27 protein-coding genes are annotated in these 24,975 nt (G+C 43.1%); 13 read left to right on the top strand and 14 right to left on the bottom strand.

Features of this window, described 5'->3' with window-relative positions:
• Positions 1 to 270 precede the first annotated feature (270 nt).
• Positions 271 to 843: a PEP-CTERM sorting domain-containing protein gene (locus F6K46_RS04415; RefSeq protein WP_293057234.1), complete on the bottom strand. Its 573-nt coding sequence runs from the start codon at positions 841 to 843 to the stop codon at positions 271 to 273.
• Positions 844 to 1,128: 285 nt separating this feature from the next.
• Positions 1,129 to 1,317: a hypothetical protein gene (locus F6K46_RS04410; RefSeq protein ID WP_293057231.1), complete on the bottom strand. Its 189-nt coding sequence runs from the start codon at positions 1,315 to 1,317 to the stop codon at positions 1,129 to 1,131.
• A 274-nt stretch (positions 1,318 to 1,591) separates the two neighbouring features.
• Here F6K46_RS04410 and F6K46_RS04405 point away from each other — a divergent pair, with 274 nt between their 5' ends.
• Positions 1,592 to 3,301, top strand: a complete 1,710-nt coding sequence (locus tag F6K46_RS04405) for a GspE/PulE family protein (protein ID WP_293057228.1) — start codon at positions 1,592 to 1,594, stop codon at positions 3,299 to 3,301.
• A 396-nt stretch (positions 3,302 to 3,697) separates the two neighbouring features.
• On the opposite strand, the gene F6K46_RS04400 is transcribed toward F6K46_RS04405, so the two are convergent.
• Both F6K46_RS04400 and F6K46_RS04395 read right to left on the bottom strand, forming a co-directional pair.
• Positions 3,698 to 4,462, bottom strand: coding sequence for a cyclase family protein (locus F6K46_RS04400; protein WP_293057225.1), 765 nt, complete (start codon positions 4,460 to 4,462; stop codon positions 3,698 to 3,700).
• 307 nt (positions 4,463 to 4,769) lie between these two features.
• A complete protein-coding gene (locus F6K46_RS04395; RefSeq protein ID WP_158069849.1) occupies positions 4,770 to 4,946 on the bottom strand; it encodes a hypothetical protein in 177 nt (58 codons plus the stop codon).
• Positions 4,947 to 5,215: 269 nt separating this feature from the next.
• Here F6K46_RS04395 and F6K46_RS04390 point away from each other — a divergent pair, with 269 nt between their 5' ends.
• Positions 5,216 to 6,283, top strand: a complete 1,068-nt coding sequence (locus tag F6K46_RS04390; RefSeq protein WP_293057221.1) for an adenosylhomocysteinase — start codon at positions 5,216 to 5,218, stop codon at positions 6,281 to 6,283.
• Here F6K46_RS04390 and F6K46_RS04385 read toward each other — a convergent pair.
• Together F6K46_RS04385 and F6K46_RS04380 are read right to left on the bottom strand one after the other, a co-directional pair.
• Positions 6,207 to 6,479, bottom strand: a complete 273-nt coding sequence (locus F6K46_RS04385) for a hypothetical protein (protein WP_293057218.1) — start codon at positions 6,477 to 6,479, stop codon at positions 6,207 to 6,209. The two genes, F6K46_RS04390 and F6K46_RS04385, sit on opposite strands and share 77 nt — an antisense overlap.
• 37 nt (positions 6,480 to 6,516) lie before the next feature.
• The gene (locus F6K46_RS04380; RefSeq protein WP_081431401.1) at positions 6,517 to 6,864 is read right to left on the bottom strand and encodes a hypothetical protein; all 348 of its coding nucleotides are present in this window, start codon (positions 6,862 to 6,864) and stop codon (positions 6,517 to 6,519) included.
• A 446-nt stretch (positions 6,865 to 7,310) separates the two neighbouring features.
• Between F6K46_RS04380 and F6K46_RS04375 the strand changes: the two genes are divergently transcribed.
• Both F6K46_RS04375 and F6K46_RS04370 read left to right on the top strand, forming a co-directional pair.
• Positions 7,311 to 7,592 (top strand): element excision factor XisH family protein, encoded by a 282-nt coding sequence (locus tag F6K46_RS04375; RefSeq protein WP_330359480.1) that lies wholly within the window; start codon positions 7,311 to 7,313, stop codon positions 7,590 to 7,592.
• Complete coding sequence (locus F6K46_RS04370) at positions 7,577 to 7,888, top strand: element excision factor XisI family protein (RefSeq protein ID WP_075904884.1); 312 nt, start codon at positions 7,577 to 7,579, stop codon at positions 7,886 to 7,888. The genes F6K46_RS04375 and F6K46_RS04370 overlap by 16 nt, the downstream gene beginning before the upstream one ends.
• Positions 7,889 to 7,894: 6 nt before the next feature.
• Here the strand turns inward: F6K46_RS04370 and F6K46_RS04365 are convergent, their stop codons facing one another.
• Both F6K46_RS04365 and F6K46_RS04360 read right to left on the bottom strand, forming a co-directional pair.
• Positions 7,895 to 8,902: a glycosyltransferase gene (locus tag F6K46_RS04365; RefSeq protein ID WP_293057212.1), complete on the bottom strand. Its 1,008-nt coding sequence runs from the start codon at positions 8,900 to 8,902 to the stop codon at positions 7,895 to 7,897.
• Positions 8,903 to 8,942: 40 nt separating this feature from the next.
• A complete protein-coding gene (locus tag F6K46_RS04360; protein WP_293057206.1) occupies positions 8,943 to 9,065 on the bottom strand; it encodes a hypothetical protein in 123 nt (40 codons plus the stop codon).
• 582 nt (positions 9,066 to 9,647) lie between these two features.
• On the opposite strand from F6K46_RS04360, the gene F6K46_RS04355 reads away from it, so the two are divergent.
• The 7 genes from F6K46_RS04355 (at position 9,648) to F6K46_RS04325 (ending at position 18,272) form a co-directional block, all read left to right on the top strand.
• A complete protein-coding gene (locus tag F6K46_RS04355) occupies positions 9,648 to 12,584 on the top strand; it encodes a tetratricopeptide repeat protein (protein WP_293057203.1) in 2,937 nt (978 codons plus the stop codon).
• A gap of 132 nt (positions 12,585 to 12,716) precedes the next feature.
• Entirely contained in the window at positions 12,717 to 13,241 is a 525-nt protein-coding gene (locus tag F6K46_RS04350) for a calcium-binding protein (RefSeq protein ID WP_075904876.1), read from the top strand.
• Between the two features lie 412 nt (positions 13,242 to 13,653).
• The gene (locus tag F6K46_RS04345) at positions 13,654 to 15,111 is read left to right on the top strand and encodes a tetratricopeptide repeat protein (protein WP_293057198.1); all 1,458 of its coding nucleotides are present in this window, start codon (positions 13,654 to 13,656) and stop codon (positions 15,109 to 15,111) included.
• 8 nt (positions 15,112 to 15,119) lie between these two features.
• On the top strand, positions 15,120 to 16,769 hold the full coding sequence (locus F6K46_RS04340) for a tetratricopeptide repeat protein (protein WP_293057195.1): 1,650 nt from the start codon (positions 15,120 to 15,122) through the stop codon (positions 16,767 to 16,769).
• Between the two features lie 329 nt (positions 16,770 to 17,098).
• Positions 17,099 to 17,677 carry a Uma2 family endonuclease gene (locus tag F6K46_RS04335; protein ID WP_293057192.1) on the top strand — a complete coding sequence of 193 codons (579 nt, stop codon included), beginning with the start codon at positions 17,099 to 17,101 and terminating at the stop codon, positions 17,675 to 17,677.
• Positions 17,677 to 17,868: a hypothetical protein gene (locus F6K46_RS04330; protein ID WP_293057188.1), complete on the top strand. Its 192-nt coding sequence runs from the start codon at positions 17,677 to 17,679 to the stop codon at positions 17,866 to 17,868. Before F6K46_RS04335 ends, F6K46_RS04330 begins: the two co-directional genes overlap by 1 nt.
• A gap of 179 nt (positions 17,869 to 18,047) precedes the next feature.
• Positions 18,048 to 18,272: a hypothetical protein gene (locus F6K46_RS04325; protein WP_293025473.1), complete on the top strand. Its 225-nt coding sequence runs from the start codon at positions 18,048 to 18,050 to the stop codon at positions 18,270 to 18,272.
• Positions 18,273 to 18,276: 4 nt separating this feature from the next.
• Here F6K46_RS04325 and F6K46_RS04320 read toward each other — a convergent pair whose 3' ends face one another.
• The 4 genes from F6K46_RS04320 to F6K46_RS04305 all read right to left on the bottom strand — a co-directional run bounded on the left by F6K46_RS04320 (position 18,277) and on the right by F6K46_RS04305 (position 22,370).
• A complete protein-coding gene (locus F6K46_RS04320) occupies positions 18,277 to 18,525 on the bottom strand; it encodes a hypothetical protein (RefSeq protein WP_293057185.1) in 249 nt (82 codons plus the stop codon).
• A gap of 145 nt (positions 18,526 to 18,670) precedes the next feature.
• A complete protein-coding gene (locus F6K46_RS04315) occupies positions 18,671 to 19,090 on the bottom strand; it encodes a DUF29 domain-containing protein (protein WP_293057181.1) in 420 nt (139 codons plus the stop codon).
• A gap of 413 nt (positions 19,091 to 19,503) precedes the next feature.
• A complete protein-coding gene (locus F6K46_RS04310) occupies positions 19,504 to 21,864 on the bottom strand; it encodes a pentapeptide repeat-containing protein (protein WP_293057178.1) in 2,361 nt (786 codons plus the stop codon).
• 80 nt (positions 21,865 to 21,944) lie between these two features.
• Positions 21,945 to 22,370, bottom strand: a complete 426-nt coding sequence (locus F6K46_RS04305) for a hypothetical protein (RefSeq protein ID WP_293057175.1) — start codon at positions 22,368 to 22,370, stop codon at positions 21,945 to 21,947.
• A 27-nt stretch (positions 22,371 to 22,397) separates the two neighbouring features.
• Here F6K46_RS04305 and F6K46_RS04300 point away from each other — a divergent pair, with 27 nt between their 5' ends.
• Positions 22,398 to 22,607 (top strand): hypothetical protein, encoded by a 210-nt coding sequence (locus F6K46_RS04300; protein WP_293116799.1) that lies wholly within the window; start codon positions 22,398 to 22,400, stop codon positions 22,605 to 22,607.
• A gap of 78 nt (positions 22,608 to 22,685) precedes the next feature.
• Here the strand turns inward: F6K46_RS04300 and petA are convergent, their stop codons facing one another.
• Entirely contained in the window at positions 22,686 to 23,675 is a 990-nt protein-coding gene (gene petA / locus F6K46_RS04295; RefSeq protein ID WP_293057310.1) for a cytochrome f, read from the bottom strand.
• Positions 23,676 to 23,789: 114 nt separating this feature from the next.
• The gene (gene petC / locus F6K46_RS04290) at positions 23,790 to 24,332 is read right to left on the bottom strand and encodes a cytochrome b6-f complex iron-sulfur subunit (RefSeq protein WP_293057170.1); all 543 of its coding nucleotides are present in this window, start codon (positions 24,330 to 24,332) and stop codon (positions 23,790 to 23,792) included.
• 239 nt (positions 24,333 to 24,571) lie between these two features.
• Here petC and F6K46_RS04285 point away from each other — a divergent pair, with 239 nt between their 5' ends.
• Positions 24,572 to 24,889 (top strand): DUF3067 family protein, encoded by a 318-nt coding sequence (locus tag F6K46_RS04285; RefSeq protein ID WP_293057168.1) that lies wholly within the window; start codon positions 24,572 to 24,574, stop codon positions 24,887 to 24,889.
• The last annotated feature ends 86 nt before the right edge of the window (positions 24,890 to 24,975 follow it).

Raw genomic sequence — 24,975 nt, 5'->3', positions numbered from 1 at the left:
TAGCTATTAAGGGTTGAGTGTTAACGGTCAACTGTCAATACTCAACCTTTAAGAGGTTGTCTGAGAAGTCTCATTTGCTACATTAAAGCCCCCTAAATCCCCCAATTTTGGGGGACTTTTACCAACAAATTGATTCTTGTTCCCCCCAGAATTGGGGGGCTAGGGGGGCAAAATTCAGTATCAAAAAACTTTTCAGATATCCTCTAACACTCAACCGTCAACTTTCAACTTTCAACTTTTAACTTTCAACTTTCAACTCCCAAAACTCTTCTAAGCGTTTTGAGAGGATCCCTTCTTTTTACCCAGCAGCAAGCTAGCACCGAGGACACTTAACCCTAAAATAGTAGCTGGCTCGGGCACTTTACCCACTTTAGCGTAAGTGACACTACCGTCTCCAGAACCGATGAAGAAATCACCATAGGTAAAGAAGTCGCCTCCTATGCGGTCATTGTCTTCGTCACGGATTTCAAAGGGAAAATCGAAAGTGAACAAACTGGGAACAAAATTCAATCCCAGAAGCTCTCCATCCTGAAAATCAACGTAGGGACCCTCAGGAAATAAGAAATCATCTTCCTCAGTGTAGGTGACACCATTGAAGTCGAAGACTACCGATAGGTCATCGTTCCGAGAGTTAAATCTTTCGAATCCGCTGTCAAATTGGAAGGTGTCATCATAGGTAAAATACCCCTGATAAGAGTTGCCAGCCAAATTCCCTGTCTCTACATCTACGGTAAAATCATACTTGATAGTTGCTGCAGAGACAGGTTGGGTTGGCATTACAGCTAGACCCAAAGCCACACTAGCGGCTGCCAAAATCCCTGACTTATGGAAGATATCAGCCATCGTAAAATTCTCCTTGTTTCAACCTGGTAGAGCGTCTTGAATCAAGCGCTAGTCTTTTAAAACTCTATTAATCTATCTTTAGATAAAGAGGTTAATATTAGTTTAATTGTGAACAAATTCATGATTAGTTTAAGAGCTGACAGTAGACTTTCAAAAAAAATTGATATTATAGTAATTTATTAACCAATTATTAACTTAAGATTAACTTTTTGTTGGACTTACTTTCATGATTTACTCCTAGACTATTTAGCGCGCTATCCAACAACCTTGGACAACACTGTGTGTTTACCGTCGCTGCCAATGGCGACCTCTTCCTCTGTGAAGATGGTTCAGCAAACCCAATTCATCGTGGGAGTTACTCAGGAATATCAGCTCTACAAGTTCGGTGCTAACACCCTCAATAACCATTAGTTTGGTGGATCCTGCGTCTCGCCAGACTGTCGTTACTTGTTTGTCAATGTACTTGTTTGTCAATGTTTAGAAACGCTATATAATCATTGTAAAAAACTAGGTAACTCTATTTAGCTAAGCCTAGGTTTTGTGAAAGGAAAAAGGTAACGTTATATATAAAGATTAGATAAAGATTTCTAGTATTACCTTGATCTATCACTCCAATCTCAACCAAGGGTAATACCAATTAATCAAAAACTGCTATAGTCAATAAGCACCCAGGTGTAAGGGATAAGTAAAACTGGAAATTCATCAACAAAAACTGTTTAATTTAGTTGAATATAGTGGGGGGTAAATCATGCAAAGTTGCGTTAAAAGTTCATCGGCTTGGAGGAAGTTGAGAAAGGGTGAAATTAACTGTGCAACAGCCCTTAAACTGTTGGTTAACCCACAAGGAGAACTAAACCTTAACCTGCTAGATGGGGAAGTCAGCTACCGGTTCTTTAAGCCATTCCCCAATCGCCAAGATTTACCTCCGGTGATTCCGCTGGTACTGTGGCGCAACTGTTATTACCTGGGTAGCCCAGTCCAGTTATCCCCAGAGCAGCTCAAAAAATTAAGCGATCGCACTTTCACCGAAATCAAAATTATTCCCATTGCACCGAAAAGCTACAAGCGATGGTACCACAGGGAAAACAATGATGCCAAATCTATCAGTTCGGTAGCCTTTGTCAATCCCCTGACTGGTGAGGTGGAACAAGAAGACATTACCGAAACCACAGAATTGTATCTGTCCCAAGCGGCTGACCAGATTGAGCGGATTAAAACCATTATCTCTGGAGCTTTGCGTAACCGCGCCAGTGATATTCACCTGGAACCGATGACTGATGGCTTAAGAGTCCGCTATCGGATTGATGGGATTCTTAGGGATATAACTACCTTACCGTCAGACTTGGGACGAGCAGTGGTGGTTGCTCTCAAAGTCATGTCTGATATGGACATTGCTGAAAGCCGCCGTCCTCAAGATGGTCGAATTGGGGAAAACTATGCTACTGGGGAGGAGGCAGAACTTGGGTTAGATCTGCGGGTGAGTACCCTCCCTTGTGTGGGGGGAGAGAAAGCAGTGATTCGCTTATTACCAAGAGAGAACCCCTTTTCTGGCTTGGAAGAGTTAGGCTTTTCTGACGAAGAGCTTAAAATCTATAAAGGTTGGTTGCAGCAACCCCAAGGAATGGTTATTATCACCGGTCCGACTGGTTCTGGTAAAACTAGTACGCTATATAATTCCCTGCAAGGGTTAGCCACAGAACATGTGAATGTAGTAACGGTGGAAGACCCAGTGGAGTATGTCTTACCCCGGATTACCCAGACCCAAGTGAATGAGGCAGCGGGGATGACCTTTGCGGCAGGGATGAGGGCAATTTTACGCCAAGACCCGGACATCATTATGGTGGGGGAAATTCGGGATGCTGAAACCGCTGAAACAGGGATTCGAGCGGCTTTGACCGGTCACTTAGTACTGACGACTCTCCACACCAATGATGCAGTTAGTGCTATTCCTCGTATTAAAGATATTGGTCCGGAACCGGGTTTAATCAGTGATGCCCTATTGGGAATAGTGGCACAGCGTTTGGTGCGCAAAGTATGTCCCCACTGTCAAGAACCTTACACCCCGACTTCTGAAGATTTGCGGAAGCTGAGTTTGAGGCCAGAGGAAGCTAATCTCAAAGGTTGGCGCAAAGGAAAGGGTTGCGCCAAGTGCTACAATTCCGGCTATTTAGGACGGGAAGCCATTGTGGAGTTACTGGATGTAGATGATATGGTGCGGCAGTTGATTTATGAGGGAACCATGACTCAGTTGCACCGTTACCTGGATAAAATCAGTTTTTATTCCTTCCGGAAGGCGGCGATTGAAAAGGTAACCAAAGGGGTAACCACCCTAACCGAAATCTTACGAGTTCTACCCCACAGTGCTTTGTCCTGTAAGTCTCAGGGTCAATTGGATAAGCCAAGAGCTACTAAAGTGAAATCCCTAGATAAGATGGCTCCAAATCGGAGATATGGTTGATTGACACCCCTGGGTAGGGAGTAGGGAGTAGGGAGTAGGGAAAGAGAGGGAAGTGTGGGAGGTGTGGGAGGTGTGGGGAGATGGGGAGATGGGGAGATGGGGAGATGGGGAGTCAGATGAGCAACTGGCATGGTTTCCAAGGGGCTTATAAGGTGCTTGAGCGGTGACCCACACAGAACCCAAACCACTCGCGCTTTGTATCAAGACAGGGGTTGCGAAAATTGAATGTACTTGATTAGACCTCTTGCAAAAGTATTTTTTTGATACTGTTTTCGTCAATTATTGTTACTGTTTTCTGTCTCCTGTCTCCTATCTCCTGACAACTGCCGCGAAGTCTATTAATATGAGCAGCGCTATACCAATACCAAAAGATCTGCGGAAGTCTTTTGGATCGAATCAATCTTCGATAATGCCGACTACCCGAGCCGGTCCAGCAGAGCCATTTTTGACCTTAAGGGGGAAAGCTGCAACTTTGAAGCCATGGGATGGTAGTTGATCAAGATTCGTCAGCCGTTCCAGTTGGCAATATTCCTTATCAATCCCAACAAAATGAGCCGCCCAGAAAATATCGTTCCGCCCACTAGCTTTAGCCTGCTGAGCTTGAACTGGTAGAGGTACATCCCAACCCCAAGAGTCAATTCCCATGACTTTGATACCCTGATCAATCAGCCAGTGTGTGGCGTCAGCACTGACACCACACCCATGGGTAAAATAATCCGGTGTTCCTAACCGCCGATCGTTACCAGTGTGGATTAGCACGATATCGAACGGCTTGAGTTTATAGTTAATCTTGTCGAGAGCCAATTTCACATCCTCGACAGTAATCGCCTCACCATGGTTTTTGTGGCGCATATCTAAAACCACGCCATCACGGTAACACCAGTCCAACGGGATCTGGTCAATGGTCTTGGCAGGCTTCCCCCCGCAAGTTGGTGCATAGTGCCATGGCGCATCCATATGAGTTGTGCCGTGGGTCGAAAGCTTAATCACGTCATTCGCCCAACCAAGTCCTCCCCGCAGGTATTTCGGTGTTATCCTAAACAGCATCCAGATGGCTAATCGTCCAAATTTATGATTGTGGTAAGTTACCGAATTACGTGCCCACCAGGGAGTCCAATCCTTGTCATTTTGCAAGGTATCACTGAGATCAATTATGGGCATAAGACTTTCCCAAAATTACTCACAATACTGCTATAGCCTAACAATCAGACCAAGACTTACGGGATACATTCACCGAATCTTCAAAAATGTGATAGGAAAGGGAATAGGGAACAGGGAATAGGGAACAGGGAATAGGGAACAGGGAATAGGGAACAGGGAACAAAAATTCTCACAATTCCTACAGGGATCCCTATAGGACTTACCCTCAAGTCCTGAATGTGGGATCCTCAAGAAGGATATTGAATTTTTCGGCGTTGCTCAATCAAATAATGAATCCGAGTAGAGTGGGCATTCTGCCTGCCCCAAATCAGGAACAGGCAAGATGCCTATTCCACCTCACTCTTAAAATCATTCCATTATTAAGCAACGCCAATTTTTCTGCCATGGTGCCAGTGGGCAGATTGTCTAGGTCAACCACACTGCTAAACCCACTGAATTGGTGGGATTCACCATTCCACCAGAGAGTCAATTCAGTTAGTTGCATATTACTGGGGGAACTAATCAAAAGAGATTTCTACTGTGAAAGTAGAGACAGTTGGAAATCCGCAGATAATGTTTGACTTAACCTTTACTCGTAATTTAAGCGCTACACTAATTGTTGTGACTCTGCTTAGCGTGAGTTTATCTACTGTGCGTCATCATCCCCAAACTATGACGAAACAAAAACGATTCACTCCAATTGGAAACGCGATGAGAATGGGTTTAGTCATCAAGGGTCAACAACTTCGCTACCGTTAATCGGGTGTATCATAAATGATTAATTTTCAGGTCTTTGAACAAGCACGGCAAAAACATCCCCGGTCTGAAGCTATGCCATTTATGGCTGAGCTGAGACAACAGATGCGATCGCATCAGCCTTATCAAGGATTAAGACTATTACATCATATCCACTTGACCATAGAAACTGTATTTAAAGTTGAACCGTTGCTGTTGGCTGGTGCTGAGCTTACCGTGTCTTGCCCTAATTTTATCAAGCCTAACCCAGAAGCGGTGGAAATTTTACTCAGTGCTAATGTTGAGGTTAATCTTGAAGGGAATTTTGAGGATAACTATGATATTTGTTTAGATCTTTATGGAGAGTTACCCACACTACTCAACCCTCGCGAAGGAGTGGTAGAGCTAACTAAACTCGATAACGAGATCTATCAATCGTTAGATATTTCCTATCCCTTGATTTCTGTGGATGACAGTTCCCTAAAAAATATAGAAACGTTCTATGGCACTAGTAAGGCATTTGTCAAAGCCTTTCACCAGTTAACTAACGAGGCATTAGTGGATAAAAACTTGATAATCTTTGGTTGTGGAAAAGTTGGGAAAGGACTCGTTAATGAATTATTAGGCTTAACCAAGGAGCTGGTGGTCGTCGAGAAAAATCCTAAGATTTTGGAACAGCTTAGGGCTAGAGGAATCAAAGGGTTACAGGCTGAGGACCTGGATGGCATTAGGGCAGCACTAAAGGAGGCTTTTTGTGTTGTAACCTGTACGGGAGTTAATGGAGTACTTTCTAAGGAGTATGATTTAGACAAGGAAGATTTTAGTGGTAAGTATCTTGCCAACATCGGCGCAGAAGATGAATTTGGTGATAACTTCTCAGATGCAGAAGTGCTTTTCAAAAAAGCTCCGATCAATTTTTCCTTAGCGGAACCTACTCCAGTTCAGACTCTCGACCCAGTCTTCTATGCCCATAACATAGCCATTGACTTAATTTTATCGAAGGAATTGGAACCCGGTTACCATTCATTTCCTAGTCATCTTGCCCAGGAAATAATAGAGAAATGGGGAAACTATCATGATCAAGATATAGCGTTTTTAAGGGAGTAGGGAGTAGGGAGTAGGGAGTAGGGAATCGGGAATCGGGAGTCGGGAATCGGGAGTCGGGAGTCGGGAATCGGGAATCGGGAGTCGGGAATCGGGAGTCGGGAATGTAAGCATTTAGCTGACGGCTGACGGCTGTTCGCGTAGCGTGAGCTAAAAGCTCACGGCTGACGGCTGTTCGCGCAGCGTGCGCGTAGCGCATATGCTTACCTATAGTCTTTTAAGGATTAATCCCGCTATCACCAGTTGTGATTATGTTCATAGTCCCAACACTCTCCCTGTTCCCAAGCTCTTCCCGTTGCTTCACAGTTGTAGGAGTCATTAATCCAAGGAATACTGGTTGGGTGGGCGGCAAAAATTTTATTTTTAACAATAAATTCATTATTGTAATTAGGTGTTGTTGTCTGAGTTATATCTTTTATAAATAAGGATGATGGTAATAATCCAAATAGGGAATATTTAATGCTAAAAAAAGAAAGACTCAATACTAAGCTTGAAGTAAGGTTAATCACTAAGAGTTGTTTGGGTTTATTTTTATTTTTAAAAATGCGATCACCTGGTAGTTGATAAATAGATTTATAAACCATAAATAATAGTTTAGGTTTTTTTTCTTTGAAATCAGCGTAGCAATTATCTGTTTACCAACAGGTTTGCGTTCATGTTTAACTTCTGTATGTGTATGTATAACTTTTGTTTACGGTTGACCCTTGAAAGTAATCACCATAAGCATTTCAGTGATTCCACCTACAGATGATGGCAAAATGGCATAATTGTGAAATGGAGAGATGGGAAGATGAGATGTAAGCATTCAGCTATCAGCTATCAGCTATCAGCGGTCAGCGATTAGCGCTACTTGAGGTGCCATTGGCCGTAGGCCAGACTAAGGGAACAGCTTTTGAATAAAATAAGCTGACGGCTGATAGCGGTAGCCTGAATGCTTACAGTAAAACGAGCAGGGATTTTCAACCAGCCCTACCAGCACCTCCGATGCTTGTTTACTACCTCCCGTTGATTAGCTGACTGCTGACTGCTGATGGCTGAATGCTTACTTTTTCAGTTATTAATGAACTGGAAAAAACAATGGGACAGCTTCAGCTTTACCAATGGGCTTTGGAGGGACAAGATCCAGAACGACAGTTTCCCCCCTTTTTTAAGGGGGGTTAGGGGGGATCTATTGTTTTTAGCTATCAGTAAAACAAGTTATCTTCGGCATTTCCAAACAACAATTTTTCAGCTAGCCGTCGAGAGGAATAAAATTAACTTATTAGTTTATGAACCCGAGCAAGAGGCTATTGTTCAATGGATCACTCACTAAACTATTCAGATATTCTCAAACAAATCCTGCAAGAGGAAACTCGCGCCCAACCGAGTATACAAGCGATTCGGCTTTATCCTGTTTGCGATACCGAGACCGGTCACTTCCTAGTTCTGGCTACTGGCTGGGATAAGCAACGCTGGATTAACTCGATTTTGTTTCACGCTCGCTTGGTTAATGGCCAAGTTGTTATTGAAGAGGATAACTTTGAGGAAGGGTTGGCCTCGGCTCTTATTGCCGCTGGTATCCCCGCAGAAAATATTATTACTGGTCTTGATTACCAACTGATGCAGTAGTTTCAGTTAGTAAAAGCTAGACCCACCTACCAACATCGTCTCTCTCCCCTGAGCCATCACCCATTGCATCAACTGCTGCCACTCTGGTGACTTCCCCAACCCATCAGCATCAAACTCCCCGCCCCAATTCTTGGAAAACTCGGCAAAATTCTCTGCCCAATTTACCACTGTCTCCATGGGTAAATAAGGACTATAGCCCCAAGCCTGTTGTAAATACTTGATCATTTCCCTGGGATGTCCTGTATTATATAAATACCAAGCAATCCAGACTAGGGTTCCATAGCGCACCTGATTTTCTAATAGACGGATTCCTGGTGGTAAATCAGCCTGTTTAAAGAAGTTGTCAATGGCTGCTGACAGGGAGCAAGCTTGAGGCAGTCCCTTGTGCATGGCACTTTGGTGATGTTGCCGATAGCCTACTGTTACCTGACGCAACCAAGCGGCAGGACAACCCTTGAGGGCTAACCGTAGCACGATTTCTGTATCTTCAGCGGGTGGAAACCTGGGGTCAAACCCGCCAACGGACTCTAGCCAATGGCGACGGAACATCATCGCACTAGGCAGGACTGGCTTCCACAATAGCCAACTTTCTAAGTTTAATTCTGGTACTTTCTCCCATGGACGCACCGTCATCAGTCGCTGACCCTGGCAATCGACACGGTACCAACCACTATGGACAATTCCCAGATGGGGTTGTGCTTCAAACAATGCTAACTGGGCAGCTAACTTACCTGGCAGAAAAAAGTCATCGGCATCGAGGAATGCGACAAATTCACCCAAGGCTAGTTTAATGCCATGGTTGCGGGCAAGGGAGACTCCTTGGTTTTCTTGATAAATGTAACGAATGCGATCACGATAGGGTGGCAACAGTGATCGCGTCTGGTCTGTTGAACCATCATCAATTACCACTACCTCATAGGAACAGGCTTCTTGATTCAGCACACTTTCCACTGCTTCGGTAATATAGCGATCGCAATTATAGGCGGGAATAATTACACTGACTTGTGGTATCATTTACGATCCTCCCATCACCCCATTGAGAACTGCTATAGCTTTATATAGCAGAGGGAACAGGCAACAGGGAACAGCGGATCTCGGAACAGGCAACAGGCAACAGGCAACAGGCAACAGGCAACAGGCAACAGGGAGTAGGGAACTTCGGAACAAAAATTCTCACAATTCCTACACAAATCCCTATAGTAATTAGGTAAGCATATTCGCTACGGGCACGCTGCTTGAGGTGCCGTCAGCTAAAAGCTCACGCTACTTGAGGTACTGTCAGCTGTTGGCCGTAGGCGAATAGCTGATACGCGACACGCTGATAGCTGATAGCTTACGTTATTAGCTCTTTTTATGTAACCAATATGAAGATTCAATGATAACAATATAAAAATTTTGTAAAAGAAGTTTGTTTCAAACAAAAACTAGAGCAAAATAGTCGTTTTATGTAAAAAAACAACAAAAAATCCTAAAACTGTGAAAATTAACTTTTTTTTGTTTATTGCTATATACTAATATAGGTAATCTTAAAGTTTAGGTAATGAGTAATAGTCATTAAGTTACAGTCATTGAATTACAACTAACAAATTCCCAATAACCAGTTACCAATTTTGTGTCCTTTGTTACGGTAATCTGAGCTCGTGTTAACTAGACGTTAATTATCAAAACTATAACGGTTGAAAACGGCGATGCTGGCTGAACGCGGGGGATAGTTCAACTATTCATCTGCCCAAGCTAGTTCTAACCCCAGAGCTGCCTAATGATCAAGGTTGAATCAAGTTACCAACAAGTCAAGGCTTATTTAGCCAAGAAGCAATGGGGTCAAGCCGTTGCTTCTTGTCGGCAAGCCCTGAAACGGCAGCCTGATTCTGGGGAATTCAATGTCTTACTAGGCTTTGCTCTAGCTGCTCAGGGAAAGCCCAGGCAAGCAATTTATGCCTATAGTAAAGCGGTGCAACTCCAACCGGAACGAGCTCAAACTCATGCCTGCCTTGGTGAGTTATATAGTCAACTCAAGGATTTCTCAACAGCAGAATGGCATTATCAACAGGCTGTTTGGCTACAGCCCGGTCAGGCTGAGTACCATTACAATCTAGGAATCACCAGGCACAAGCTGTGGAAGTGGGATGGTGCCAAAGAAAGCTATCAGCAAGCGATCGCTCTTAACCCCAAGGATGCCAAAGCCCACTATCACCTAGGAGTGTTGTATGGTCAACGGGGTCAGTTAGAGGAAGCCAGCAACAGTTATCGCCAAGCCATTACCAATCAGCCAGATTACCTCAGCGCTTACAATAATTTGGGCTGTGTTCTCTACGATCTAAAACAATTCGAGGCAGCAAAGGCGGTCTATCAACAAGGTATCGACCAACAAGGTATCGACCATAATCCTAAGTGGGGGACTCTGTATAATAACCTGGGTAAGGTGCTGCAAGCACAAGGTCAGGCAGGTCAGGCTCTGGTGGCATACAGTAGTGCGATTGAGTTAAACCCAGAGCTAGAATCAGCTTACTTAAATCTGGGTCGGTTATGGCAACAGAAGGGGAACTATCCGATAGCAGTGCAGTATTTTGAACAGCTGCTTAGGCTGGATCCAGAACAGATATTGACTTACAGTGAATGCGCCAGCGCCTTGATGGCTCAGGGGAAACTAGCCCTAGCCTTTGACTATTTACGAAAAGCGATCGCATTGCAACCAGCGTTTGTGGAGGCTTATTGCCAACGTGCTAAAGCTTTACCAGGCCAGGACATATTCGAGCGATCGCAAATCTATTGTTCTGGATTTCTTGAGGCACTACGGAACAAAGAGGATACTTTCCAAGTCTGCCTCTATCTGTCGCAGACTTATTTGTATTTAGGGGATACCTTGCTTGAGTATGGTGCATCAAAGCAGGCGGAAAAGTATTACCAGAAAGCGTTACAGATTCAGCCAGACCAGGTTGAGTTGTATATACGCTTAGGGGATTGTTTAGCCGAGCAGCAGCGACTGGATGCAGCAGTAATGACTTATCACATGGGTTTAGCCTTGCAACCAGCTCATCCTCAGATTTATCTACGGTTAGGGCAAGTCTTGAGCAAACAAAAGCGGTTCCAGCAAGCCCTTGAATACTACGAAGCCCTCTGGCATCAACACTTAGAAGAGGGCAAGGTCAGCAGTAAGCTTGGTAGTCTCGGAGTCTTGCCGATAGATAACGTGCCGATAGATAACGTGCCGATAGATAACGTGCCGAAAAATAACTATAGTGCTAAGCCTCTTAGCTCCCAACCTCCTCACCGGATCAAGGGAATTTATAAAGCGACTAGAGACTGGTATATCAACACAGAGTGCCATGGCTGCTACTACATAGAGGTACCTTGGTCAACCATCGAGAAGGATTGGCAATATACGGGATCGAGGGACATTGAAGTTTCTGTGAACCATGGTTTACAGGGCAATGGTTTGCCAAAGCATCTCAACACCATGTCCATGGTAGCGCCGCCAGCTTCTGCCCTGGCTCCTATATCTGTTGAACCCAGCGAGTCCCAGTCTCAGTCCCAGCCTCAGTCCCAGTCTCAGTCCCAGCCTCAATGTGGCGGTGTTACCTGTAATCGATGTATGAGACGACTGTGTAACCAGTTTGAGTCCATTCATCTGGGCAATAGGGTCTATCAGTGTAACCCACCAGAAACACTGTCTGTGGATTCCCCTACTGTCTTTGTGGCGACTATCCCAGAAGGACGGGCTTGGATTGCTCCCCAAAGCAGTTACTGGAAGATTTGTCATGGCATCGCCATCATTACCCCAGATGATTATTTGCTATCTGACGTCTCTCGAAATTACCCATGGTATTTACCTGGATGTGAGAATTACGACCCCAGAAACCATCTAATCTTTAGTCTGGATCAGATGCCGCCGTTAGAGTACATAGATGGCACAGTAGCGGTTCTATCGGGATTGTCGGGACATGGCTACTACCACTGGATGTTTGATGTCCTGCCTAGAATTGAAATCCTGCGCCGCAGTGGGATAGATTTTGCTAAGATTGATTGGTTTTTGATCAACACGCCACAGCAACCCTTTCAACAAGAAACCCTCAATTGCTTAGGCATTGCTGCTAACAAAATTATCTCAAGCGATCGCTACCCCCATATTCAAGCCCGGGAGTTAGTCTTACCCTCCTTTCCCGGACATTTTGATTGGGTACCGAAGGGTACTATCAACTTCCTCAGACAGACGTTTCTACCCCAAACTCTGGAATTAAGATACCCAGAGCGTATATACATCACTAGAGCTCAAGCGAGACATCGACAAGTTCTCAACGAAACTGAGGTCAAGGAACTGCTATCCCAATTTGGTTTTATTACGATTGCTCTAGAAAGCCTGTCTGTGAGGGAACAAGTTGCTTTATTTACTTCTGTCAAAGTAATTGTTGCTCCCCATGGCGCTGGTTTGACCAATACGGTATTTTGTCGCCCTGGAACTCAAATTATAGAACTAGTGTCACCCAATTATGTGAGAACAGATTACTGGCTTATTAGCCAACAATTGGGACTGAAACATTATTATGTAAAAGGAGAAAATTTTGAATGTTATCCTATTCGCAAACTAATGTATACTAGCTCACTAACAGAAAATATATTAGTTAACCTAGATTCCCTTCAATCAGTAATTAAAATTACTGGTCTAAATCAGCTAATATCAAGGGGTTATAACCAATAATGAGGCAAATAATGCCATTTAAATAAAACTATTTGAGAATCAAAAAAACTAAGATTGTGGCAAAAAAAAAATTAATAAATTATAGTTGATATTACATATCAACTAGGATAAATAAAGAAGGAGTTATAGTAAATGTCTTCTATTGTTGCTGACCCAGATGTTGAAGTTATCCCAACTAATGAAGATGGCTTCGTGATTTTAGGACCAGACGATAAGCCAGTTAATGTTGATGGGAGCGATGGTCTAGATGTTATTCAGACTGGTGATCAAACCGATGACGTTAGTGGTGGTGACGGGGATGATGTGGCCCTGGGTGGAGCAGGAGATGACCAAATCACTGGCGATCAAGGCGATGATGTGGTGCTGGGTGGAGAAGGAAATGATAACCTGATCATAGGACCAGGAAGTGATGTGGCGATCGGAGGTCCTGGAAATGATACATTTACCTTCGAGTTCTTTGACGATGCACCGGATATTATTACTGAGTTTCAGTCTGGAGAAGATCGGATCGTGATTCCAGGGGTTAGTGACCAGACTAACGTGACTTACGATTCGATCACTGGTGAGCTAAAAGTTGATGGGCAAACCATTGCTCAATTGAGTTCAGGTTTGGATGTTGAAATTAATCAAACTGACGATGGTTTTGAGATACTCTAGTAGATCAGCAATCAGCAATCAGCAATCAGTAATCAGTAATCAGTAATCAGCTATCAGCTATCAGTAATCAGTAATCAGTAATCAGTAATCAGTAATCAGTAATCAGCAATCAGCAATCAGCAATCAGCAATCAGCAATCAGGTTATGCTTTACATCCCAGCGTCCAAGCCTGCGACACGATACTGCTAGAAGCCTGTGCCACGATAGTTGAGGTGCCAAAGACCAAGCGCTGACGGCTGACTGCTGACCGCTGACTGCTGACCGCTGACCGCTTAATGCTTGATTTGAGTTGTGAACATACTGTAATTAAGGAAAGGTAACAGGCAAGAGTTAATCAAGTAGCGCTGCTCCCTGCTCCCTGCTCCCTGCTCCCTGTTCCCTTTTCCCTGTTCCCCGTTCCCTGTTCCCTCTCATGTACACTTACTTAACTGAAGCAATTACCGCTTGTGAGCAAGCGTTGGAAAGTCCATCCCCAAATCGAGCTGATTTTACTTCGACTTGCCGAGTTTTAGGCAATATATTGCAAGGGATGGGTCGCTTCGACGACGCAATTTTCTGGCACTCTAGAGTGTTCGATGAGAAACCGAATTTAGTGCAAGTCTATGCTAAATTCGGTAGTTTATACACCAGTCAACAACAGTGGCAGCAAGCGATCGCATCCTACTATCATGCTATACGCCTCCAGCCAGATTTTGCTGAGGCTTACTGGAGTCTGGCAGAAATCTATTCTCAGCTGGGGAAAAAAGACGAGGAAATTGAGTGTTGGTATCAGACTCTGAGCCTGAAACCCAAATCAGCCAATGCTCAGGGACATTATAAACTAGGGAAAGCGTTCCTGGCTCAGGGTAAACTGGATCGAGCCATTGCTTGTTTCCAAAATGCGATTGAGCGTGACTCCAGCTTATGGCCAGCTTACTATGAGTTAGGAGAGTGTTTGATAACCCAGGGAAAGTGGGAGAATGCGATCGCATGTTATCGTCAGTTACTCGACCTTGACCCAAATCAAGCTAAGGGGCACTATAAAATTGCTGGGATTTGGCTCAAACAAGGAATGGTGGACACAGCGATTGCAGCGTTTCGCCGCTCGATTGAGGTTGATCCAAATTTTCCCGGAGCTTATCGAGAATTAATCCAACTGTTGATTAAACAGCAGAAGTGGGATGAAGCGATTGTCTCATGCCGTGCGGTAATTGCGACAGTGGGTGACTATCCCTGGACTTATGTTAAACTCGGGGATGCTTTGGTAAAAAAAGGTGAGTTGACCGAAGCCTACACCTGTTATCAAAAAGCTGCTCAATTGCGGGGTTGGCATCAGTGTGCTCAGAAGGATTATCGATTCACCGAGGATAAGTTTACCTTTAAAATTCCGGTCTGGGAAAAACACTTGCAGCCCCTAGCTGGTGTGGCTGATGCTCAGTGTCTGGAAATTGGGAGTTTTCAAGGTAATTCTGCTTGCTGGTTACTTGATAAAATCCTGACTAACCCCTCAGCTCGATTAACCTGTGTTTCGCCATACTTTCAGGAAGAGTTTGCTGCCAATATCGCTAAAACTGGAGCAGCGGAAAAAGTGACTAGGTTAGAGGGAAAACCTGAGCAGTTGCATAATTCCCTTGATAGCAATTGCTATGATTTAGCTAACATTCGCGACAGGCGTCAAAAAGCTACCATTGCTGAGCAAAATGCTTTACTTTGTTGGAAGCTGCTCAAGGTTGGGGGGCTGATGATCGTTAATAACTATGGATGGAGCAATCCGGCTAAACCACAAGAAGCGCCTAAAATTGGGATTAATAGGTTTCTAGATTCAGTTAAGGGTCAGTTTGAGATTCTGCATCAGGCTCGCATAGTGATTGTTCAAAAAATAGCGTCTTAACGGTAACGATGTCAAGGGATATCAAACACTCTTCGGGTCATGACCACGACTCTGTTGATCAAACCCAGGGCCAGCTCAAGGTGGTGAAAATTCAAGTAAAGTTGGCTAAAGACCATGCTAATCGGGGGAGTCTGTATGCTCAACAGCAACAGTGGCCCGAAGCGATCGCATGTTACGAAAAAGCGATCGCAATTGACCCCAAATTTGCTGGAGCTTACCGTAACTTAGCTCGGGTTTTCGCTAAGACAGGTCAACAGGACGAGGCTACGGAGTGTTGGTATCAAGCCCTAACCCTAGAGCCAAATTGGGCTAAACCAGAGGAGCATGTTAAGTTGGGCAACAGGTTGTGGTCTCTTGGAAAACCAGACCAAGCCATCACCTGTTATCGACAAGCGCTTCAGTTAAAGCCCAATTTACTCCAAGTTTACTATCGTCTGGGGGAGATACTCAAATCTCAGGGAAAGATGGAAGATGCGATCGCACTTTATCAACAGGCGGTCGAGAATAATCCCCGAAATCACCAAGCCATGAACTATTATCGACAAGTGGTCGATAGTAATCCCAACTCTAGCGCTAAAGATTATCATCAGTTGGGTCAACTGCTCAGAGGGCAAAGTCGATTCAAAGAAGCCATAGAGTCTTATCAAAAAGCGATTGAACTTGACCCGTGTTTTAAGCGAGCTTATGTAGACCTACAGTACACCTGGATTGAATCAGAGCAGTTAGAGCAACTTATCACCTTTTATCGACAGTGCATCGAACGGCAACCAGATTTTCCTCTGGCTTGGGGGAATTTAGGGGATGTGCTAACCCAGCAAGGCCAACTTGAGGAGGCGATTAGCTGTTACCAAACTAGCTCTTACAAGACAGCAGTTGCATCCAATCCCAAACTTGCCGAGGTTCACTGGAAACCTAAAAAAGAGCATGGTCCAGACTTCGTTATTATTGGAGCGGCCAGATGTGGTACATCTTCATTATATATGTATCTGAGTCGTTATCCACAAATTATCTCCCCTCATAAAAAAGAGTTAAATTTTTTCAGTAAATATTATAATCAAGGGATTGATTGGTATCTCGCCCATTTTCCATCTATTACCGACTATCCTAATTTCTTAGCTGGGGAAGCAAGCCCTAATTATTTTGACTGCACTGAATCTGCCCAACGGATGTTTCAGTGTTTTCCCAAGGTTAAGCTGATTATTTTATTGAGAAATCCTGTTGATCGCGCTATCTCTTGTTACTATCACAATTTTTATCATGGCCGAGAAAAGCGCAGTCTAGAAGATTCCCTAGCTCTAGAAAAACAACGACTGGAAACCTTGACAGAATCAGAGCTATTACAGATTGGGTATCGACACCCAAATAATTTGTTAGGAAGTCTTTACGTCTATAAGTTGAAACGATGGATGGAGATTTTTCCAAGAGAACAATTTTTAATAGTGAAGAGTGAAGACTTCTATAGCAATACTAATACTGTCATGAGTACCATCATTGAATTCTTGGGATTATCTGATCAGAAGTTTTTTCAATACCCCAAATGCAATGGTAGGTCTTACACTCCCATTATTCAGGAATTGAAACAAACCTTAAGTGACTTCTTTCGACCTCATAATCAGAAGTTGGAAGATTATTTAGGAATGTCATTTAATTGGGATTAAAATAAAAAAAGCGGTGTTGCTGATTATGCGTATGGTTTTGCTCCCCTAGGGCGTGTTTTAAACGTTTTACGCAAGATTATGATCCCCCCCAGCCCCCCTTGAAAAAGGGGGGATCCATACTCAAAGTCCCCCTTTTTTAAGGGGGATTTAGGGGGATCTCCGAGGTAATAAGACACGCCCTAGACCCCCAATTATGGGGTATTTAGGGGGCTTTAATAAAACCAAATGATCGCGCATTCATTTCTTAATTCAGCAACGCCTATTTCCTACTGTTCCCTGTTCCCGATTCCCTGTTCCCTGTTCCCTGTTCCCTGTTCCCTAAAATCACCATGGTTAAAACCACCTCCAAACTCACTTTTGAGGAATATCTGGAATATGATGATGGCACAGATAACCGTTATGAGCTGTTTGATGGGGAGTTAGTAGAATTGCCTCCTGAGAGTGAACCAAATAGTTGGATAGCAACTTGCCTAATGCTCCAATTAGCACAACTAATTAAACCCCGCTTAATTAAAACGCACAGTTGTGAATTACAAGTTCCAGGAAATCCTCAAAACCGCTATCCAGATTTAGTAGTAATTAGAGAAGAACATCTTATCCAAACCGAAAAACGCTTAACTATCACCCTTGATATGCTTCCCCCACAGTTTGTGGCTGAGGTAGTTAGCCCCTACAAAAACCAAAGGGATGAAAACTACCGACGTGATTATGTAGAGAAGGTACAACAATACCAAGAAAGGGCTATTCCTGAATATTGGATTATTGACCCCCAAGAGCAGTTAGTAACTGTGCTGATATTAAACAATGGTCGTTATGAAAAACAAGAATTTCGGGGTAATGAGCAGATTGTTTCCCAGACTTTCGGTGATTTGAAGTTTACGGCTTTACAGGTTATCAGTGCTAATTGATGGGGAAGTTGTCAGCTGTCAGCTGTCAGCTATCAGCTATAAAAAAGGGAACAGGGAACAGGGAACAGGGAATAGGGAATATGGCATCAAAATTATCTCAATTACTACACGGAGTGCTATATCAGCATATGCGCTACGCGAACGCTACGCGAACAGCTAGTAACTATCAGTTATCAGCCAAAGATATCTAATCATGGGACGGGAACAGCTTTTCAATAAAATAACCTGACAGCTGTCAGCTGACGGCTGACGGCTAAATCCTGAAATTCATTCTTAAATTACCTCCCCAAAAAAAAATTATAAAAACCCTTGACAACCAAAACAATAATCATTACAATAATCATTGTAAACATAATTCAGGTTTTTAACCATGTCTCAAAACTTTATCCCGAATCAAAACAATAATTCTGATGAATCTAACCAAAAGAAACAACGTATTAAGTACATTAAAGGCTCTCCTGAAGGAGTCACCAAGACTATTTACTCCCTTTCTGCACTCGGGTATGGGTCGGTTTCCGACTGGAGCCCTTTGCAGCCAACGGGGATTCCAGGGCAAGTAATTAGTTTTGCAACCAAGTATTCGACTTGGCGTTAATACGTTAAATTTCTGGGGGGGTTTTCCCCCAGGCAAAGGCTCCGGTCTGTTCGCGTACTGTGACCTTTGCCCAATGAAATAGGATCAGATCCGGATTGATTCGGAAAGTGAGAGACATGACATAGTGTTTACTGAAATAGCCGTGGATAGTATTTCTACGGCTATTTTTTTTGCTATAGATGGGTGTGGAATGTGAGTTAAGGAGGCGATTGATTGCTATCATGGTGTTATTGCGTTCGCGTAGCGTGGCCAACGGCCAATCGCATCAGATTCCGATTGGAGTTATTTTCAAATAGCCCAAGCTTAATGACAGCAAAGTCAGTACAAAGAAGCACCGTAAAACCCTATCCCTTCCTGTCATAACAATATAATTTACATGAAGACCAGCTTAGCATAGGTCAATCTTGATCTAAAATATCAGAATTGAAAGGACAATTCTGGGGGAAACTAACAGATGGATAATTCCTGCTCACCTTTTTCAGTGGATATCTGTAGCAATCGGAAAAGACCGATTCAAGATAAGGCTTGAGGCTAGGAGATTCAGACAACAGAAGATTAATCTGTTCTCTTTGTTCATCGATAGTATTTTCCCAGCCTCGATAATCAGGCTCTGAATCCACGTACTGCCTTTTTAGCAAATGTTCCATCAAAACTTTAAGTCGGCTCTGAAGCTCTCGTCTATCGGATCGTCCCAAGGATGCTATCTCCTCAATTAAATTGTCTATATCCAACTCATCAAAGTTTTTTGTTTTGAGTTGCTGGCAAGTTGTCTCAGTCCACAGAACGAAATCCTGATCATACAAGTCACTATTACTCATTGCTTGCTCATCCTTTTCTATTTTTTTGGTAACGATCAGAGTCTCTCCCGTTTTCAGGTAAAACTGCCTGCAAAAAATAACGCTACTCTTGAGGCTTTCAGAGAATAAATCAACAGCATAGAGTCAACTAATCAAGGGGCATCTCATACTTAAAATATTCTCCTTTTTTATCTTATATCATGTCGAGATAATTACCCTTAATAAAAATATCCCTATCTCCCCATCTCCCCATCTCCCCATCTCCCCACACTTACCACTTTCCCTCTAATTATGGGTATTCAACCTGACTTGATATTACCACAGGCAATCCTATGGGGAGCTTCTGCGCTCTCAAAATAAAAGCCACCGGATTGGTAGCTTTTAGTAACAATAGAAAGTTTTTCATTCTGAATCTGGCACTAACGCCATAATCCCTACATCGCACTTTGCTCTTGAGATGGGCGAGGCACGGGATTCCTATATAAGCCTAATTGAAAGAAGATGTATGCTGCTACTCCTGCCAGGAAAGCAAAGACAATAACAATGATTACTACAACCTTAACTATAGATTTGGATTGATCAGATTTAGAGGTTTGGCTTAGAGTTTTTTCGTCTTGTAGGTTTTGAAGCTCCACCCCTTCATGCATGTCTTGGTCAAAATCGATAGATTCAGCAACTGTACCACTCACACTCAAACCATCTCCTATCAATGATGAAGCTATTGGATTAAAATTTCCCCCGACATTTCCTATTGTCGAACTTCGACTTTTATCCGTGTAGTTTACATTTTCGATATTAACTGGTTCAACGGAAACCGAAAGATTATTACTGTTAAAAAAATACTTTACACCAGAATTTTGTTCATCCTTAGTGGCATGTTTTTCTAAAAACCCTACTATTTCAGTAAAATTAATTTTTATAGGCTCGAAAACTTGAGATCGTACTTTGTTTTGATTTGATAGTTTAACTTTAGATTTTTTGACTAATTTTTCAATAGTTGAGAATAATTTCCGCAAGTACCTGGCTGATACTTCTTGGATTTCAAATACTAGTCTTTCAGATAAGTTGTCAGGAGAAATAAGAACAAGACATGGAAGATGGCTTAACTCCACGTTCAACTGTCTAGCAATATCATAGGCTTCAGACTTATCGTAGGGTTTACTTATAAACCAGCTTAGATCCAAACCAGATTCAATCATTCTCCTCCAATTGTGATTTGCTTGTCTCCACTTAGGGGAGGGATTCTCCAAAAGATAGATAGTACACCAATCTCCCGTTAGTTTGTCTAGAGCATCAAAGTGTTTTCTTACATAAAGGGATAATTTTTCATCTTCATCCGTATACAGCAATATTCCAGGTATCAAACTTTGATCAGATGATAATAACGATTTTTTTTTGAGTGATTCATTAAGCGATTCTTGATTTTTCCAAGGGAGTAGACTTTGAAAAAACTCTTTTCTATTTCGGATTGGACCTGTCGGACAAACCACCATCTCGATATTTGCTTCACTGAGATCTGCTTCATAGAAACTGGCTGCTTTTTTTCGAAACACACTAAGCGAGTGACTGGAAATTATTGTTTGACGGAAGCTTGCGCCATTAAAATTAGCACCGCTACAGGTTATTGAGTCAAATCCTTGCACTTCGCTAAGATCTGCATTGTTCAAGTCTGCCCAGTTAAAATTTGCTTCTGCAAGATTTGCTTTCCTGAAATTTGCTCTACTAAGATCGCTCCAACTCAAATCGGCTCTGTTAAAAATAGAGCTACTAAAGTCAACTCTGCTAAGATTTCCGTTTTTGAAGTTTGCTTCGCTCAGGTCGGCTTGGCTAAGATCGGCTTCCCTAAGATCTCGTTCTTCCGCACCATTATTCACAATCTCCCAAACCAAATACCATTTTTCATCAATAATTGCTTCCTGAATTTGGGTGCGGTGTAATTTTGTATAGTTGAGGTTCGCTCCCCTAAGATCTGCTCCCCTAAGATCTGCTCCCCTAAGATCTGCCTCACAGAAATTAGCTTTGACTAGAATAGACTTAGCAAGATTAGCTCCATTAAGCTTTGTTCTTGTGAAATCGACGCTACTCAAATCAGCTTCACAAAGATTTGTTTGTTCAAGGTCAGCCATACTTAGGTCAAGTCCTTGAAGCTCTCGCCCTTCTACACCATTATTAACGATGTCCCAAACTAAATACCATTTCTCATCAATGGTTGCTTCTTGAATCTGGGCTTCTCGTAAATTTGCATATTCAAGGTTAGCTCCACTAAGATTGGCGCCACTGAAGTTTGTTCCATTAAGGTTTGTTGCACTAAGATTTGCCTTATACAAATTTGCTCCAGTAAAGTTACTACCCCTTAAATTTAGTCCGCTAAAATCTACTCGACTGAAATTCGACAGACTAAAGTTGGTCTGATTAAGGTTTGTATGTGCATAGAATTTTACTCCATTAAGGTTTGCCCTAGTAAGATTTGCTCCGCTGAGATTTGTTTGAGGGAATTTCTTATCTTTCAGGTTAGCTTCGATAAGACTTGCGTCACTAAAGTCTGCTTCCTGAAGAATTGCAGTACTAAGATTTGCTTTATAGAGGTTGGCACCCCTTAAGTTTGCTTTGTAGAGTGAGGTTTTGCTAAAGTCTACTTCACTGAGATCTGCTCCACTAAGATCTACTTTAAAGAGGTTTAATCCTGTAAGATTCGCCCCCTTCAGGTTAGGAAGACTTAGAGGATTTAGCTTCCTCCATAGATTCCAGACGTTGAAACCTCGTCTCAGTAAGTTAATATGCAGATTGTTTGCCATTTGCTTTACCTTCAGAAAACTAAGCCTAAAGAGTGGATTATTTTTAAAATTAGGGTGACAGCCTAATAAAAAAAAAATAGTTACAGCCCCAATAAATTGGTAATTAAAGGCAACAATTTACTACATGACTCTGCTAGTTTAGCAACATTAGGTAAGCCAGAAACCGTTCCTTTCAATATTTTTATTGCTGTCTTTGCCTTCTTTTTCATAGCTTCATCATTAGGATTATTTCCAACTTCAGCTATAATTTTTACCTGCTCCAAAGCTTCAGCTTTGTCCTCATTATTTAGATCTGACGAGGTAGAGATTGCCTCAATTAGTTGAGACAATAATTCTTTGATACCTGGTTTTGTAGGATCAGGGGAGGCAGGTAACTGGTTTATGGACTCGGCAACTGTACCGCTAATCTGAACGTTATCTGACATCATTGCTGAGCCGATTGGTTTAAAGTCCCCTCCTACATCGCCAACTGTAAAGCTTCGACTTTGATCAGTATTTTCATTCATAGTTCAATCACCTGGCACAAATTTAGATTGACCTATAGCAATCCTAAATCATTTCTAAATCCCTGGACTTATTCAAAACTCCCTGCTTATCCCTTGCCTTCTGCCATCTGCCTCCTGGCTTTTGCATTAACGCAGCCCATTTCTTTCACGAATCAGATAGGATTGCTATATTTCTATTCCCGACTCCCGACTCCCGACTCCCGACTCCCGACTCCCGACTCCCGACTCCCTAAATAAATAAAGGTTGACCATTGATTTAGTCAACCTTTAACCAATAACTATTGCAATAGTGACTTCTAAACCAGCCACTTAAGACTAGAAATTCATTTCAGCAGCTTGGACTTTCTCAACTTGCTTCTTCTTAATAACTAGCAACACTTGAGATAGCATAATTGCGCCGATGAATAGCATCAACCACTTAATCCGAGCAGGGTCTTGTAAGACCACTTCTACATCCCTTTGACCAAATCCACCAACATTAGGATCAGTACTCAGAGGTTGTCCTGATACTACCTGATCTCCTTCAGCAACCAGTAACTCTGGGCCAGGGGGAACTGTATCAACTACAGTCTCGCCGTCTGGGGTCTTGATAGTGACGTCGTAGCCAACATACTCTTCAAAGGTAATTTTGGTAATTTCACCAGTGGCAGAGGCATTGAAGGCATTATTATTGCTAAGGTTACCAGCGGGGTAAACCTGACCCCGTCCCCGGTTACCACCAACATGAAGCTGGTATTTACCAAAATAGATATTTTTCTCAGTTCTGGGGTCAGGAGAGAGAACTGGGAACACAATTTCTTGATACTCCTCACCTGGTAGAGGACCAACGAGTACTATATTTTCCTGCTCTTCGCTGTAAGGTTGGTAGTACATGTTTTCGGTTTCTTCTTGCATTTCCTCCGGAATCCGGTCAGGAGGAGCAATCTTGAAACCTTCCGGTAACATCACCACGGCACCGACCTGTAAGCCACCTTTAGAACCATCACCATAGACCTCTTGTGCTTCTAGGTCATAGGGGATCTTAACCACAGCTTCAAATACAGTATCTGGCAGTACCGATTGGGGGATTTCCACTTCTGTCGGTTTCTCTGCTAGGTGACAATTAGCACAAACTATCTTGCCAGTGGCTTCACGAGGGGTTGCTGGAGCAGTTTCCTGTGCCCAGAAGGGATAGGCAGCAGCTGACTGGGGAACTGCCAGATCACTGGCAAAGAAAAGGGCCACAGCTGCCACAACCAAAACGATAGCTCTGGCAATCATCCGTTTGCCACGGTTAACCATCACCGATACATCAGGTGTTCTCATCACTAAGCCAAAAAACTCAAAAATTGGTAATTTAAAAATTGCAAGTTGTTAATTGCTAATGGTTGATTAGCACTAGTCAATTAACTAAAAACTAAGGACTAAGGACTAAAGCAATTAACTCCACCAAGGTTGTTCACCAGTGCGGAAGTCAGTTTCTTTCCAGGTGCTGAAGACTAGGGTGTCGTTTTCTGTTACCGTAGCGTGTGCCAAAGCTAGAGACAAAGGCGCTGGTCCACGTACTACCTTGCCAGTATTGTCATACTGGGATCCATGGCAAGGACAGATAAACCGGTTCTTGCTAGCATTCCAAGGCACAACACAGCCTAAGTGAGTGCAAACCGCGTTGAGACCGTAAGCCTCAAGACCTTGATCTTCAGTAACAATCACATAGGTGGGGTCCCCTTTGAGACCTTGAGTCAGGGTGCGATCGCCTACATTGTGACTAGCTAAAAACTCGCTGACCTTGATGTCATTGCCCAAAGCATCTTTAGCTGTGACACCACCACCAGCCCCACCACTGGATGGGGGGATAAAATACTTAACGATTGGGTAGAGAGCTCCAACAAATGTGCCGGTAATTGTCCCAAACGCCAAGAGGTTCATAAATTGGCGACGCCCCATATCTGGAACGTCTGGAGAGCCAGAAGCTTGAGCCATAACTGAACGCCTAAAGGTATACTTTTTTTACAATTCTGGGAAAATTACCAGAATTTTTTGAACCCTGTTTTTATAACTGTAGTGTAATTTAACCACTGGACAGGGTTGCCCAAATCCCTGCAATATAAGGATTCACGGCTTGAACTATAAGTATTATTACATTCTTTTACGCTTTATCATAAAGTTAAGAAGCGTTGTATTTGTAACAAAATGTAAACATTAAGTTAGGGCAACAGGCTATGACAGGACAGGACTTGCACCAACTCCTGCTCAATAAGTGGGGACGCTCCTATGACATCCAGATTCGGAGGACTCAAGGGAAAATCTTTGTTCAGGTGATGTGGAAGTATCTGGAGCAGCAATCCTTCCCCCTTTCTGAAGCTGAGTACCTAGAGCATTTAGATACAGTAGCCAACTATATCCGAGGTTGGGGAGGAGCCAGCCAGGTGCAACAGTTCATTAACAACACCCGTGAGCGTCCACGACTAGGCAAAGTGGTCAGTATTCCCATAGAACTAGGTGAGCGGTCCTCAGAATGGATGCTAGAGGATTTTTAGGGAGTAGGGAGTAGGGAGTAGGGTGTGGGGTGTGGGGTGTGGGTAGTAGGGAGGTGTGGGTAGTTTAGACAACGGCCAAAAATCTC

The sequence above is a fragment of the Moorena sp. SIO3E8 genome, from assembly GCF_010692445.1.
Lineage (GTDB): Bacteria > Cyanobacteriota > Cyanobacteriia > Cyanobacteriales > Coleofasciculaceae > Moorena > Moorena bouillonii.
Note: the sequence above shows the minus strand (reverse complement) of the source record. Positions and strands in the feature narration are given on the sequence as shown.